At 44.1% G+C, this 14590-nt stretch carries 13 protein-coding genes; 6 read left to right on the top strand and 7 right to left on the bottom strand.

Annotation, left to right across the window (positions count from 1 at the left end; genetic code table 11):
• The first annotated feature begins 21 nt into the window (after window positions 1–21).
• The 3 genes from HGG78_RS05655 to xni all read left to right on the top strand — a co-directional run bounded on the left by HGG78_RS05655 (window position 22) and on the right by xni (window position 4211).
• Window positions 22–1587 carry a GGDEF domain-containing protein gene (locus HGG78_RS05655; protein ID WP_171980252.1) on the top strand — a complete coding sequence of 522 codons (1566 nt, stop codon included), beginning with the start codon at window positions 22–24 and terminating at the stop codon, window positions 1585–1587.
• 261 nt (window positions 1588–1848) lie between these two features.
• Window positions 1849–3213, top strand: a complete 1365-nt coding sequence (gene ppnN / locus HGG78_RS05650) for a nucleotide 5'-monophosphate nucleosidase PpnN (RefSeq protein WP_172532299.1) — start codon at window positions 1849–1851, stop codon at window positions 3211–3213.
• Between the two features lie 221 nt (window positions 3214–3434).
• Entirely contained in the window at window positions 3435–4211 is a 777-nt protein-coding gene (xni, locus tag HGG78_RS05645; RefSeq protein ID WP_168522984.1) for a flap endonuclease Xni, read from the top strand.
• Between the two features lie 101 nt (window positions 4212–4312).
• Here xni and rlmM read toward each other — a convergent pair whose 3' ends face one another.
• The 7 genes from rlmM to pomA form a co-directional block, all read right to left on the bottom strand.
• Window positions 4313–5404 carry a 23S rRNA (cytidine(2498)-2'-O)-methyltransferase RlmM gene (rlmM, locus tag HGG78_RS05640; RefSeq protein ID WP_053310322.1) on the bottom strand — a complete coding sequence of 364 codons (1092 nt, stop codon included), beginning with the start codon at window positions 5402–5404 and terminating at the stop codon, window positions 4313–4315.
• Window positions 5401–5799, bottom strand: a complete 399-nt coding sequence (locus tag HGG78_RS05635; protein WP_172532298.1) for a DUF423 domain-containing protein — start codon at window positions 5797–5799, stop codon at window positions 5401–5403. The genes rlmM and HGG78_RS05635 overlap by 4 nt, the downstream gene beginning before the upstream one ends.
• On the bottom strand, window positions 5789–6412 hold the full coding sequence (locus tag HGG78_RS05630) for an alpha/beta family hydrolase (RefSeq protein WP_172532297.1): 624 nt from the start codon (window positions 6410–6412) through the stop codon (window positions 5789–5791). Before HGG78_RS05630 ends, HGG78_RS05635 begins: the two co-directional genes overlap by 11 nt.
• The gene (locus HGG78_RS05625; protein ID WP_053310325.1) at window positions 6405–7313 is read right to left on the bottom strand and encodes a transcriptional regulator GcvA; all 909 of its coding nucleotides are present in this window, start codon (window positions 7311–7313) and stop codon (window positions 6405–6407) included. The genes HGG78_RS05630 and HGG78_RS05625 overlap by 8 nt, the downstream gene beginning before the upstream one ends.
• Before the next feature lie 399 nt (window positions 7314–7712).
• On the bottom strand, window positions 7713–9161 hold the full coding sequence (gene thiI / locus HGG78_RS05620) for a tRNA uracil 4-sulfurtransferase ThiI (protein WP_053310326.1): 1449 nt from the start codon (window positions 9159–9161) through the stop codon (window positions 7713–7715).
• Between the two features lie 187 nt (window positions 9162–9348).
• Entirely contained in the window at window positions 9349–10296 is a 948-nt protein-coding gene (locus HGG78_RS05615; protein ID WP_053310327.1) for a flagellar motor protein MotB, read from the bottom strand.
• A gap of 12 nt (window positions 10297–10308) precedes the next feature.
• Complete coding sequence (gene pomA / locus HGG78_RS05610) at window positions 10309–11073, bottom strand: flagellar motor protein PomA (RefSeq protein ID WP_053310328.1); 765 nt, start codon at window positions 11071–11073, stop codon at window positions 10309–10311.
• A gap of 355 nt (window positions 11074–11428) precedes the next feature.
• On the opposite strand from pomA, the gene xseB reads away from it, so the two are divergent.
• The 3 genes from xseB to dxs are packed head-to-tail and all read left to right on the top strand — an operon-like array spanning window position 11429 to window position 14515.
• A complete protein-coding gene (gene xseB, locus HGG78_RS05605) occupies window positions 11429–11671 on the top strand; it encodes an exodeoxyribonuclease VII small subunit (RefSeq protein WP_053310329.1) in 243 nt (80 codons plus the stop codon).
• A gap of 56 nt (window positions 11672–11727) precedes the next feature.
• Window positions 11728–12612, top strand: coding sequence for a (2E,6E)-farnesyl diphosphate synthase (gene ispA, locus HGG78_RS05600; RefSeq protein ID WP_172532296.1), 885 nt, complete (start codon window positions 11728–11730; stop codon window positions 12610–12612).
• Between the two features lie 19 nt (window positions 12613–12631).
• A complete protein-coding gene (dxs, locus tag HGG78_RS05595; RefSeq protein ID WP_172532295.1) occupies window positions 12632–14515 on the top strand; it encodes a 1-deoxy-D-xylulose-5-phosphate synthase in 1884 nt (627 codons plus the stop codon).
• Window positions 14516–14590 lie beyond the last annotated feature (75 nt).

Raw genomic sequence — 14590 nt, 5'->3', positions numbered from 1 at the left:
TCGCAGTTTAGTTTGTTGTACATGGGCGCTCTCGAACAGGATATTCAAACACAATTACACCAACTAAAAATTCAGTTGGAACAAGTTCGTTTGACACAAAGGGATACTTCGTTCAAGTTTAAACGAGAACAAGCCGTCCTAAAACGGATCGTCGCATCTTTAAGTGTGGCATGTCAGGGTGATGACAGTCAGTTAAATCGTAATTTATCTGACCTTCGAGCTGCTTTAGAGCAACAGAAAGATGTCAGTACTCTCATTCCCCGCTTAGCTGTATTGGAGCGCATGTTGAAGCAACAAACCTTGGCTACGGAAAAACAGAGTACGCATTTAGACTCCCAGATAAAGCACAGCGGAGAAACCTTGCTGCGCGTTGTCGGGCTGCCCGCGAAAATTAAGCGCGATTTGCGTGATCTACTCAGTTTCTCAGACGCTCTACCAAAACCAAAAGCCGATCAAGCAATGCATTTGCTTGAAATTTATGAACGCGCCATCAAAATAATTACCGCTAACCCAAGCACCGCCATCAGTGAACTGCACAATGCCGCCGATAAAGAGCTGTTATTAAGCCTATCGGATGAACTGCAACATTTGATCACCGAACTGGATTTTGAAGGTGAGTCAGGCGAACTGTTGGTCGATATACGCGCAAAACTGCTGATTGGCGTTTCAACTCCGACGCTCTTAGAGCTTACCCTTGAGATCCTTAAGCTAGTGATTGAAGGCACGAATTTTGAGCGTAAAACCTCGGAAAAATTCTTAGAGCAAGTTAACGCGTCTTTGTCTAAACACTTAAAAAGCAGCGAACATAACGTCGAGCAAAGCCAGCACTATTTTGAACATCGTCAGGATATGAACAACGAATTGAGCGGTCTGATTGGTCAAAGCCAGTCATTGCTCAAAGATTCTAGCTCAATCGATAATCTAAAAAATTCAATGTCGCCGATTTTAAGTGAAATGGAGTCTCTTTCCGAAAGGCTAACTCACGCCGAACAGCGTGAACAAGCGTTAATAGAACGCTTAAGCTACGGAAAAAATCAGATGGAGGCGTTATTTGAGCTCACGCAAGATTATCGACGTCGATTGGAAGATCAATCACAACGAATGCTGCTTGACCCATTAACTAAAGTCTACAACCGAACCGCATTTAATGATCGCCTAGAACTGGAATATCGCCGCTGGATTCGCTCTCAACATCCTTTTAGGGTAGTCATTGTCGATATTGATAAATTTAAATCGATCAATGATAGTTTTGGTTACACCGCTGGTGATAAGGCGCTAAAGATCATCGCAAGAACCATCGCCAAAGAAACTGCAGACACCGATACCGTGGCCCGTTTTTCAGGAGAAGAGTTTGTTATTCTGCTCCCAGAACATGATGATAATCACTGTTTTAAGTTAGTACAGAATATTCAAAAACACGTGGCTAAACTGCCTTTCAAATTTCGTGAAAAGAACATCACCATTACTCTTTCAGCCGCAAGTACTTCCTTTAAAGATTCAGATACACCAGAAGAAGTACTCGAACGTCTTCACCGCTCACTATTAGAAGCGAAACGTTTGGGGCCCAATCAAGTCATTTGGAAATAAAGCAAATAGCGGCTTTAAATGGTCGCTATTTAACCAACTCGCACACAAATCATGCGTCAAGTCACATTCCTCTAGCAGCAACGTTTCCTAACGATAATGAAAAGAACTAGATTGATACTGTAATTTCAATCAGTTATGACGTCCTATCGCTCTGGGTTAAGCAAACGAACAATCCCCATATTCTCAGATAACAGAATAGGCATAAAAACCGGATTTAACCGTAGCGTAGACATTTCTTTATCCTTATAACAGGAGGCCAATATGATCACTCATATCAGCCCAGCAGGCAGCATGGATCTGCTTTCTCAACTGGAAGTTGAGCGTCTTAAAAAAACCGCTTCAAGCGAGCTTTATCAACTTTATCGCAACTGTACTTTGGCGGTTTTGAACTCGGGCAGCCACACTGATAACTCAAAAGAACTTCTCGATAAACACAAATCTTTTGATGTAACAGTAATGCGCCGTGAGCGCGGGATTAAACTAGAATTAGCTAACCCACCAGAGCATGCTTTCGTGGATGGCCAAATTATTAAAGGTATCCAAGAGCACTTGTTCTCGGTGCTGCGAGATATTGTGTACGTTAATATGCATCTCGCAGATAGCCAGCGCCTAAATCTGACTAATGCTATCCATATCACCAACTTAGTGTTTGGCATTTTACGTAATGCCGGAGCATTGATTCCGGGAGCACTTCCCAACCTTGTTGTATGTTGGGGAGGTCACTCGATTAACCCTACTGAATACCAATACACACGTGAAGTCGGCCATGAGTTAGGGTTACGAGAACTCAATATTTGTACTGGCTGTGGGCCAGGAGCAATGGAAGGTCCTATGAAAGGTGCAGCGATTGGTCACGCTAAGCAACGTTACAAAGAACAGCGCTACCTAGGGCTAACCGAACCCTCAATCATTGCCGCAGAGCCACCTAACCCAATCGTGAATGAATTGGTGATCATGCCGGATATCGAAAAACGCTTGGAAGCTTTCGTGCGGATAGCACATGGCATCATTATATTTCCTGGCGGCGCAGGAACCGCAGAAGAGCTGCTGTATATTCTAGGTATCATGATGCATCCAGAAAATGCCAGCCAACCAATGCCAATAGTGTTGACCGGGCCAAAAGAGAGCGAAGCTTATTTCCGTTCCATCGATAGATTCGTTGCTGAAACCTTGGGCGATGAAGCTCGTAAGCACTACCAAATTGTGATTGATGACCCAGAAAAAGTCGCTCAAATTATGAGCCAAGCAATGCCGGAAGTCCGTCAGCATCGTAAAGATAACGGTGATGCTTATAGCTTCAACTGGTCACTTAAAATAGAACCCGAGTTCCAACTTCCTTTTGAGCCGACGCATGACAGCATGGCTAATTTAGATTTGCACCTTAACCAAAAGCCAGAAGTGTTGGCAGCCAACTTGCGCCGCGCATTCTCCGGAATTGTTGCGGGCAACGTAAAAGCAGAAGGCATTCGCGAAATCGAACGTCATGGTCCCTTCACTATTGATGGTGATACTAAATTAATGAAAAAAATGGACCTGCTGCTCAAAGACTTTGTTGCTCAGCACCGCATGAAGCTGCCAGGAGGTAGCGCTTACGAGCCTTGCTATAAAATTGCTGCTAACAAATAGCCATACCACTTGAAGTTACAGGTAGGTGGCCGTGAGCTCATACCCAATGAACATAGATAAACTATGTGATTGGGGTGAGCGGACGTCGCCAACACCGCTGTAGCTTCAAGTAGGAAGGGGATATCGCTTCGCAAGGTTGGCAAGACCAATAGAGATAAGGTAGTAATCTCTAGCGATATCATTACAATAAGGGCTCTCAATGCCCTTATTTTGTTGTTGCTATGTCCTTACACCTTGTCATTATTGATGCGCTCAACTTGATCCGTCGAGTCCACTCAGCTCAGCCTGATCCTAACGATATAGTAAGAACGATCGAGACCACATCACGCACTCTGCATCGCATCATTAACGAAGCTCAACCAACACACATTATTGCGGTATTTGATCATCACCTACAAGATCGAGGCTGGAGAGCCGATATTCTTCCCAGTTACAAAGAAGGTAGAAAACCAATGCCTGAGCCTCTGCAACTCGGTTTAGAGTCGATTCAGCAGGCTTGGTGGGAATTGGGGATTGATTCATTACTGTCTGACGGTGATGAGGCCGATGATCTGGTCGCGACTCTAGCAACCAAAGTCGCCAGTCACGGAGAAAAGGTCACCATTATTTCGACCGATAAAGGCTACTGTCAATTACTGTCACCAACACTACAAATTCGAGATTATTTCCAACATCGTTGGCTTGATGCGCCTTTTATTGAGCAAGAGTTTGGGGTAAAACCGCAACAACTAACCAATTATTGGGGGTTAACGGGAATGAGTTCGAGCCAAGTGCCCGGCATTCCTGGGGTGGGGCCAAAAGCAGCCAAAGAAATACTGACTCAATTTGATGATATAGAACAAGCTTACGCCAGTGATGAATTGGCGAAAAAATATCGCAAAAAATTTGATGAACACATTGAGATGGCACGTATTTGTAAACAAGTCGCGACCCTAAAAACCGATATTGAACTTGGCTTTAACTTACAAGATATCCGTTTTATACCGAATAACCGTTGATGCTTGCTCAATAATATCAAACTGATAAAAAATAAATCATCACGATTAAAAAACGCTCCTTGCTTGGAGCGTTTTACTATTCACGGCATTATCACCAACGATTAATGCGGTGAAATGTTTGATAAACATTGCACATGCACCGTTATTTCTTCACGGTCATGGTACAAATGCTTAGCTTGCATACGAAATTTAACGCCATTTTCAATCAAAAAGACTTTCAGGTTTTCGATATCTTGCAGCACTTCATCATAGCGACCTTTCATAGGCAGCTTTAGGTTAAAGATGGCCTCTTTGGCCCAACCTTTAATGATCCACTGTCCCATCAAATGCGCAACACGAGCTGGCTTTTCAATCATGTCACACACAATCCAAGTCACATTTTTACGTGGTGGCTCAAACTTAAAACCATCCTCTGCATGGTGCTTCACTTGACCCGTTTCCATCAAACTTTCGGCCATTAAACCATTGTCGATTGCATGGACGAACATAGAACGTTTAACTAATTGATAAGTCCAACCACCAGGACACGCACCCAAATCAACCGCCCACATGCCTGATGCCAAACGCTCATCCCACTCTTCACGTGGAATAAACACATGGAAAGCCTCTTCCAATTTCAATGTCGAGCGACTCGGCGCATCGGCTGGGAATTTCAAACGAGGAATGCCCATAAAGAATGGTGAGCTATTATTGGTGTATGAATAGCCAACAAAACAGTGCCCAGGCTGAATAAAACAAACATGCAATACCGGTTTTTTGCTCGACTCTTTAGCGTAAAGGATGCCTTTACCACGCAGCGCTTGGCGCAGCGGCACGGTAAATTTACGGCAAAACTTAAGCAGCTCTTTGGCTTCGTTGGTATCTGGTGTTTCAATGCGAATATCACCACAACGAGGAAAATCTTCAAGCTCGGCTAATTGAGATAAAATTGGGGAGATACGGTCATCTTTAGGTAAATCACTAAATTCGGCTGCCACCGCAAACATTTGGCGAGCAAAGATCAAGGATTGGAAATCCAACTCTTTAATCAGTTTGTCTGCATCACCAGACTGGTAGCACTCAAACAGTACGTAGCCAGTATTACTTTTTAAGCGAGGAAAACCAAAAACCTCTAATTTTGTCGCTTTATCTTGGATCTCTCCGGCACACTCTTTTTCAAAGCCGGCACGACAATAGAGCATTACGTGTTTCACTGGTTCACCTCTTTCATATTTAGTGCTGCATAGCTAAACAGTCCCCACCCCATCATGAAGAATAGGCCACCGATGGGAGTCACAGGGCCAAACCATTTAATACCAGTTAACGCTAGTGCGTAAAGACTGCCGCTAAAACAAAGGACGCCGATAATAAAGCAAATCGCCGCAATGAAAAAATATTTTTGAGCTTTATCGCCCATCGAAAACTGCAATAACACCCCACATGCTAAAATCGCCAGCGCATGAATAAACTGGTATTGCACACCCGTTTCAAATACTTCCATCAAATAAGGTGCTAGCAGAGACTTCAAACCATGCGCGGCAAATGCCCCTAAAGCGACACCAGTTCCCGCGAAAACACCCGCTATAGTGAGTAATAACTTACTGCGCATAAGTAGCCTCCATTATGAATTGGCTTAAATGCTCGACCGCTAAATCAATATTTCCTTGCTCGGTAAAACCTGAACGTTTACGTGGCTTGAAGCTGTGATCACCATCGGGTAAAAATGTGACTTGCACGGATGGAGACAACGGAAAATCACTGAACTCGTCTTTTTTGCCAAAAGTATCGCGCTCACCTTGTAAAATTAAACAAGGCTTAGTCAGTGTGGCAAGATGTTCGCCCTTATACTTTTCCGCTTTTCCCGGTGGATGAAAGGGAAAGCCCAAACACGCCACCGCCGCTATCTGTTCATGATCCGCAAGCAAACTGGCCATTCGTCCACCCATCGACTTCCCACCAATCACGAGCGGCTTATCGGCATAGTGAGCAATCACTTCTTCAAATGCCGCCAAAAGCTTAGGCGCACGATCCGGTGGGCGTTTTTTGCCATCTATCGCACGCGTTGCCATATAAGGGAAATTAAAACGCACAACTTCGATACCCTTACTGGCAAGACCTTGTGCGACCGCCTCCATAAAAGCATGCTCCATTCCAGCGCCCGCACCATGTGCAAATAAAAAGCGCACGGATCCCGATTGGCCGTTGAGCAAGACGTTATTCATCGAGCAGTTCCTCTTGCTCTCGTCGTGCTTTTTTCAACATCCAATCACGGAAAGTAGCAATCCTTCCCATGTCTGCTTGTTTTTCATGGCACACCACATAGAAAGCATTCTTGGTCATTAAGACTTCATCAAACGGAGCAATTAGACGCCCAGCATCAAGCTCTGGCTGCGCTAACACGTTATTACCTAGTGCTATGCCTTGTCCATGCGCCGCCGCTTGCAGTACCATCGTCGAGTGACTGAAGATCGGACCATGATTAACATTGACGCTATCAAGGTTGTTTTCTTTGGTAAACTGCTTCCAATCTTTGCGCGAAGTGTCGTGCAGCAATGTATGACGAGAAAGGTCAGCCAGTGTTTCTAATGGTTTAGGCCCAAGTAGCAGCGAAGGTGAACAAAGCGGAATTAAAAATTCTTGATATAACTTATCGGCACGTAAACCTGGCCAGTTTCCTCGCCCATAATAAATCGCCACATCAACGTCATCGGTTAATGAACCTTCATCCATATCAACCGCTTTAATTCGCACATCAATATCCGGCTCTTGCTGGTTAAAGTCAGCTAAACGAGGCACCAACCACTGAATAGCAAAGCTAGGAGGTAAGCTAATAGTTAACGCTCCCTTTTCGCTACGTTCTAATACTTTATCTGTTGCTTCAGCTAATGCAGTAAAAATATCTTTTATATCCAGAAAGTAACTTTGCCCTTCCTCTGTTAATAGCAAAGAGCGGTTTCGACGACGAAACAGTTTCAAACCTAAAAATTCTTCTAACGCTTTGATTTGATGACTTACTGCGGCTTGTGTCACAAATAACTCTTCTGCTGCTCGAGTAAAACTCAATTGGCGAGCCGCCGCTTCAAACACTTTCAGCGAGTTTAATGGTGGCAATCTTCTAGACATAGATACACTCGAAAATTAGATTAGTTTTTTTAATCTGAAACATTATAAATTGTCCATTGCCTAGCGGCCAGAGAAATTCTATATTTCACCCCGCAGCAAGGCCTGAACGGCTTGGTTCTCTCTAGAATCAATTGGCTTATTGTTGCGATGTTGTGTTTGCAAACTCGTATTTCGAGTTAGGTAGATTTCTACCATCCTGTTTTGTACAGATATCCCCTGTTGCAAAACAAATACTTCCTGTATTTATTTTTTGACCTGTCTGTCAAATTTTTTAGCACCGCCTTTAGGCGGTGTTTTTTTATGTGCTAAATCTAGCAAACTAAGTCCGTAAAAAACGCCCATAAAAAAACCGCTAACGAGAACGCCAGCGGTTTACAGTGTTGCGTAGTAAAGGATCGGCTATGGACGATACACTTTTACGTTATCAAAACCTTGTTCTTTTAAGTACAACGCTTGCAAACGGCTCATCACACCACGAGCGCAGTACAATAAATAAGTTTGTGATTGATCTAAGTCGCCAAACTGAGTCGCCAATTTGTAGAAAGGTAGATGCTTAACTTCCACACCTTCGATAACTAATGGCTTGTCATCTTCTTCATCAGGGCTACGAATATCCAAAACCACCGCATTACCTTCAACCGCCGTTACTTGCTCGACTTCAGGTGCTTGCTCTTGGCTCTCTTTTTCAATATCACGAATATCCATTTGACGAGCGTCGTAAACCACTTGCTCAAGGATAGAAAAATCAAACTTCGCTTCTTCCGCTTCCAGTTTGCCTTTCACCGCTTTTATTGTTGGGTTCTTAGAGATAACACCGCAATATTCTGGCATGGTTTTCGCGAAATCTTCCGTACCAATGTCACGCGCCACTTTGATAATGTCTTCTTTGTCCCAGTTAATCAGTGGGCGCAAAATCAACGTATCGGTAACACCATCAATATGGCGTAAGTTGGTCAGCGTTTGGCTAGATACCTGTCCTAATGCCTCACCGGTTACTAATGCTTCTATATTCAGCTTGTCAGCAATCATACCAGCGGCACGCATAAACATACGCTTCAACACCACGCCCATTTGGCCGTCATCAACTTTCTCTAAAATTTCAGCCACAACTGGTTCAAAATCGACAGAGATAAAACGTACTTTCGCAGAAGAACCGTATTTATTCCACAGATAATGAGCGACTTGCTTTACACCGATTTCATGCGCTGGACCACCTAAGTTAAAGAAGCAGTAATGCACTTTTGAGCCACGTTTGATGTGTAAGTAGCTAGAGACACCTGAATCAAAACCACCGGAAATCAAACTCAGCACATCTTCTTGAGTGCCTAGAGGGAAACCACCTAAGCCTTTATAGCGAGCGATAACTTGGTTGAGCAATTCATCAGCAATTTCAATGTTGATTGTCACATCAGGATTTTTCAACTGAACTTTTGCACTTTCAACCGCTTGATTTAGACCACCACCAACGTAACGCTCAAGATCAATCGAAGTAAAGTCATGCTTACCGCGACGTTTAGCACGCACAACAAAGGTTTTACCTTCAATGTTATGACGGCTCAACTCTAGTACCTGTTCGTAGATATCGTGCATGTCCTTAAATTCAGATTGCTGAACTTCAAGAATTTGCTGAATACCCGGAGTCTGAGTCAAAATTTCCAGTACTTCTTGGTAGTACTGGTCACTTTGTGACGTCACTTCGATATGATCACGACGGTTAAAAACCGCGACAGACTCTGTACGACGCTTAACGATATTGCGAATATTTGACTCTAAAATCTTTGTGAAGCGCTTACGTACTGATTCACTTTTAACAAAAATTTCCGGATGGGGCTTAACAATAAATTTCATAGTTCTATTCGCAATATAATGGGGCAATGTAGGTAACGTCACACTTCACTGTTGTTTTTTCAGTCGATAGCAATGAGCGAACCTCTAAGGGCGCAAGATTATACACGAGATTTTCAGCAAGAGAAAAGCCCATAAAAAAGACGAGCCTTTCAGCTCGTCTATGGTTTTACCGATTTAGCAGAGTAACCTATTGAACTGACTGAACTTCATCACTATATGTCGGTTCACCTTGCATAATACTTATTTCTACACGGCGGTTACGTGAACGCTCAGCTTCAGTATCATTTGGGCCTATAGGATCGGTATCAGCCATACCTCGAACGCGAAGGCGCTGATGCGAGAAACCGCGAACTTTTTCCATCTCTTGTGCTACAGATACTGCTCGTTGGGAAGATAAATCCCAATTTGAGCGATACAACTCTGAATCAATTCTCTGGTTATCGGTATGACCTGAAATACGCACAATCCCCGGCACATCTTTAACCAGATCAGCAATTTGACGCACCAATGGCCGGAACTTAGGTTGCAAAAATGCTGAACCTTCCGGAAAAGCGCCTTTTTCTCGGATCCGTATTACAAGTTGTTGGCCTAAGTTTTCGACTTCAATCGCACCTTGTTCGATTTCTCTAGAGAGTGCTTTTTTGATATTTTCCTCAACCACTTCCATCTCTTGTGACATCGCCTCAGACTGCTGCTGTTGCTGTTCTTCAGATTCGGTATTTTGGTTGTTCTGCGTTGAAGTTTCAGGTGATTGCCCGCCCGTTAACTGGCCTTGATCACGTTGATTGCCACCGGCTCGATCTGAATCCCCTTCTTGAAACTCCAGCGTTTGCTGGGTCACATCAATGGTTTGTTGCATAATGACATCAATAGGCGTTGGCTCTGGGCGACCAGGGCGGAATTCTTGAGCAATGATGCTCGTTCCCTTGGGAATATCTTTGACTTCAAGGCGATTTTGCACACCAAAGGCAAATTTCATTGAACCAGCGATTTGTTTGAATTTCAGTACATCCATCTCCGAGAACGAAAGAAGCAGTACGAAGAAGCACATCAGTAGTGACATTAAATCGGCAAAAGTTCCCATCCACAGCGGCAAACCGGGAGGAGGACATTTCGGTTTTTCATCATCATCCATTATTAACTCCCGTTATTCACTATCGACATCAAGCACGCGTTTACCTTCATTAAGGTAATTTTTCAGATAGCCGTCAATCACCCTTGGGTTTTGACCATCTTGAATGGCTAATACGCCATCCATGATTAGGCGGCGATTGAGCTTCTCTTGCTCTCGACGTAACGATAATTTATCTGCAATCGGGAAGAAAATCATGTTAGACAGAACCGCACCATACAATGTGGTTAAAAGAGCAACCGCCATCGCAGGGCCGATAGATTTCGGGTCATCCATGTTGGATAACATTGCCACCAAACCAACCAGTGTACCGATCATCCCCATGGCTGGTGCCACGTCACCAAACGCGCGAAATACACCAGCACCTTGTTCATGACGCTCATCGGTTAGGGCAATATCTTTTTGTAGCGCAGCACGAACTACATCGGCATCATGACCATCGACCAGTAGGTCGATCCCTTTTTGCATGAAGCTATTGGATATTTCCATCTCTTCGAGTGCAAGAAAACCACCTTTACGTGCGGCATCGGCCATTTCAACAATTCTAGCGATCAAATCTTCAGGTTCATCGGCTTTGAATATGAACGCTTTTCCTGCCACTTTGGCTGCACCAAAAAACTGCCCCATGGTGAATTTCATCAACACAACAAATGTTGAACCACCGACTACGATCAAAATAGAAGTGACGTCGAAGAACATCATCAAACTTCCACCTAAGATCATCGCCATGATTACAAAAGCTATGCCACCAATCAGGCCTATCAGCGTTGCTAAATCCACAAAGCACTCCTCATGCTATCCATTTGCGACAATGAGTTTAAACTCGTTATCGGCATGCGCGTAAAATCTTTAAGTAAATTATTGGATCATACAGAAATTATCTCTATGCAGTTTATACCCAAATAACAAAAATATGCACGATTGTGGGCGCGCAGTTGTGGTCTAGATTCAAAGTAACAAACACAATTATCATAAAGCGATAAGAATTCTCGCACAGAGATGTGATCCGCTTTCTTCGCTAGAGTGTATTTTATAAGAAAAAAGGTGGGCTTTTCTGACAAAAGTGACTGGTTAAATTTGACCATCACTACGCCCTAATGTAACTTTCGTGCATCTTTCCTTAAGTGAAAATACTATGGCGAGCAAGAAACCTGAAAACATGTCCTTCGAGGCGACCATTGAAGAACTCGATCATTTAGTGGAACAACTAGAAAATGGCGACCTCGCTTTAGATGATGCACTAAAAAAATTCGAACGTGGTATTGCTCTTGCTCGTGCTGGGCAAGGTAAACTCAGCGAAGCAGAACAGCGCGTGAGCATTCTCTTAAATGCAAGTGATGATGCCCCACTGTCCGACTTTGCTGAACAGCCAGAATAACTTTTATCTGCCACAACCCTTTATCTGTCAAAAATAAACTAGTAGAAGATTGCTCTATGATTGAAGCGCTCAGCTCCTATCAACAAAGAAATAACGAACAACTTGATCTATGGTTAGGCCAATTCCCCAACCAAAAACTGCCGTTAATAGACGCCATGCGTTATGGCTTATTGTTAGGTGGAAAAAGAGCCCGACCTTATTTGGTGTACATTACAGGCCAAATGTTGGGTTGTACCTCAGAGCAACTTGACACTCCAGCCTCTGCTATTGAATGCGTTCATGCCTATTCATTAATTCATGATGATTTACCGGCAATGGACGACGACGAGCTGCGTCGTGGCAAAGCAACCTGTCATATTCAATTCGATGAAGCGACCGCTATTTTAACGGGTGACGCCCTACAAACCTTGGCCTTTACTATTTTGGCGGAAGGTTCGCTCGCCAAACAAGCTGAGCCACAGCGTATCAATATGGTTAAAGAACTCGCACAAGCTTCTGGTGCTCAAGGGATGTGCATGGGGCAAGCATTAGATTTAGCAGCAGAAAATCGTTGCGTGTCTCTTGAAGAGTTGGAAGAGATTCACCGTAATAAAACCGGTGCATTGATGCGTTGCGCGATTCGTTTAGGGGCTCTAGCAGCTGGTGAAAAAGGGGTAGCGATTCTTCCCCAGCTAGATCAGTACGCTGACGCCATTGGTCTCGCATTCCAAGTTCAGGATGATATTTTGGATATCATTAGCGATACTGAAACCTTAGGAAAACCGCAAGGCTCTGATCAACAGTTGCATAAAAGCACCTATCCTGCGCTGTTAGGGTTGGAAGGCGCAATCAATAAAGCACATACTCTGTTACAGGAAGCACTTCAAGCCTTGCAAGCAATCCCCTACAATACAGAATCACTCGAAGAGTTCGCCCGATACGTCGTCGAGCGCAAGAACTAAACTATAAGCGCGCATAATTATGACTCTTGATATATCAAAATACCCAACGCTGGCTTTAGCAAACACACCAGATGAATTACGTAGCCTCCCTAAAGAAGTGCTACCAGCACTGTGTGATGAATTGAGAACCTATTTGCTCAATTCGGTGAGTCAGTCGAGTGGTCATTTGGCTTCCGGCTTAGGTACTGTTGAATTAACGGTTGCTTTGCATTACGTCTACCATACTCCTTTCGATCAATTAATTTGGGATGTGGGCCATCAAGCCTATCCGCATAAAATCCTCACTGGTCGTCGTGATAAAATGCCGACAATTCGTCAAAAAGACGGACTGCATCCATTTCCTTGGCGTGAAGAAAGTGAATACGACACCTTATCGGTTGGGCACTCTTCAACGTCGATCAGCGCAGCGCTCGGTATGGCAATCAGCGCTGGCCATGAAGGGAAAGATCGCAAAGTAGTCAGCGTGATTGGCGATGGCGCAATCACCGCAGGTATGGCATTTGAAGCAATGAACCACGCGGGTGACATTCACCCAGATATGCTAGTGGTACTCAATGACAATGAAATGTCGATCTCCGAAAACGTTGGCGCATTGAACAACCATTTAGCGCAAGTTCTTTCGGGCAGCCTTTACACCTCGATTCGTGAAGGTGGCAAAAAAGTTCTTTCGGGCATCCCACCAATTAAAGAGTTGGTACGCCGTACAGAAGAGCATTTAAAAGGCATGGTTGTGCCAGGCACTTTATTTGAAGAGCTAGGGTTTAACTACATAGGCCCGGTTGATGGGCATGATGTCAATGAACTGGTCAAAACCTTAAAGAATATGCGTGAGCTCAAAGGTCCACAATTTCTGCATATCATGACCAAAAAAGGTAAAGGTTATGAACCCGCAGAAAAAGACCCAATCGGCTATCATGGCGTACCAAAGTTTGACCCAAGCCATTCAAGCTTGCCAAAAAGCAGTAACGATAAACCGACCTTTTCTAAAATCTTTGGCGATTTCTTATGTGATATGGCCGCTCAAGATCCAAAACTAATGGCGATCACACCTGCCATGCGTGAAGGCTCTGGTATGGTTCGTTTCTCTAAGGAATTTCCTAAGCAATATTTTGATGTTGCGATCGCTGAACAGCACGCGGTGACACTGGCAACCGGTATGGCAATTGCTGGTAACCATCCTATCGTCGCGATTTACTCTACCTTTTTACAACGTGGCTATGACCAATTAATCCACGATGTAGCGATCATGGATTTGCCAGTTATGTTCGCAATAGACCGCGCTGGCCTTGTCGGTGCTGATGGTCAAACACACCAAGGCGCATTTGACCTTAGCTTTATGCGCTGCATTCCCAATATGGTCATTATGGCTCCTGCCGATGAAAATGAATGCCGTCAAATGCTCTATACTGGTCATCAACACTCTGGGCCAAGTGCGGTGCGCTACCCACGCGGTAACGGCATGGGAGTTGAAATTCAAACCGAGTTTAGTGCGCTAGAAATAGGTAGAGGGCGTGTATTACGCCAACGTGATGCTACCACTGCTGGTGAAAAAATCGCTATTCTAAGCTTTGGTACTTTCCTAGCAAACGCATTACAAGCGGCCGAACAGCTCAATGCAACCGTTGCAGATATGCGCTTTGTTAAGCCACTTGATGAAGAGTTAATTCGTCAACTTGCTGCCGAACATGATGTATTGGTCACTATCGAAGAAAATGCAATCGCTGGCGGCGCTGGCGCTGGCGTACTTGAATTTATGATGAAAGAGAAGCTCTTAAAGCCTGTTCTCAATCTCGGTTTGCCGGATGAATTTATTGCTCAAGGTTCACAAGAAGAGCTGCATCAAGAATTAGGCTTAGACGCCAAAGGCATTATTGCCTCAATTCAAGAGTATGTAGCGAAGTAACTGTCGTTGAATGAGCCGTAATAGCTCTCTGAATAACATCAGATTAAACTGTACAGAACCCGCTAAAAGTTGTAG

This window comes from Vibrio aestuarianus (assembly GCF_012395185.1).
In the GTDB taxonomy this organism is placed as follows: domain Bacteria; phylum Pseudomonadota; class Gammaproteobacteria; order Enterobacterales; family Vibrionaceae; genus Vibrio; species Vibrio aestuarianus.
This window is presented reverse-complemented; position numbering and strand designations above follow the sequence as displayed.

What these genes read in the sequence shown, in the direction of transcription:
- HGG78_RS05655 (WP_171980252.1), top strand. Translation starts at nt 22, where the DNA reads ATGGGCGCTCTCGAACAGGATATTCAAACACAATTACACCAACTAAAA.
- ppnN (WP_172532299.1), top strand. Translation starts at nt 1,849, where the DNA reads ATGATCACTCATATCAGCCCAGCAGGCAGCATGGATCTGCTTTCTCAA.
- xni (WP_168522984.1), top strand. Translation starts at nt 3,435, where the DNA reads ATGTCCTTACACCTTGTCATTATTGATGCGCTCAACTTGATCCGTCGA.
- HGG78_RS05635 (WP_172532298.1), bottom strand. Translation starts at nt 5,799, where the DNA reads ATGCGCAGTAAGTTATTACTCACTATAGCGGGTGTTTTCGCGGGAACT.
- HGG78_RS05630 (WP_172532297.1), bottom strand. Translation starts at nt 6,412, where the DNA reads ATGAATAACGTCTTGCTCAACGGCCAATCGGGATCCGTGCGCTTTTTA.
- HGG78_RS05625 (WP_053310325.1), bottom strand. Translation starts at nt 7,313, where the DNA reads ATGTCTAGAAGATTGCCACCATTAAACTCGCTGAAAGTGTTTGAAGCG.
- thiI (WP_053310326.1), bottom strand. Translation starts at nt 9,161, where the DNA reads ATGAAATTTATTGTTAAGCCCCATCCGGAAATTTTTGTTAAAAGTGAA.
- HGG78_RS05615 (WP_053310327.1), bottom strand. Translation starts at nt 10,296, where the DNA reads ATGGATGATGATGAAAAACCGAAATGTCCTCCTCCCGGTTTGCCGCTG.
- xseB (WP_053310329.1), top strand. Translation starts at nt 11,429, where the DNA reads ATGGCGAGCAAGAAACCTGAAAACATGTCCTTCGAGGCGACCATTGAA.
- ispA (WP_172532296.1), top strand. Translation starts at nt 11,728, where the DNA reads ATGATTGAAGCGCTCAGCTCCTATCAACAAAGAAATAACGAACAACTT.
- dxs (WP_172532295.1), top strand. Translation starts at nt 12,632, where the DNA reads ATGACTCTTGATATATCAAAATACCCAACGCTGGCTTTAGCAAACACA.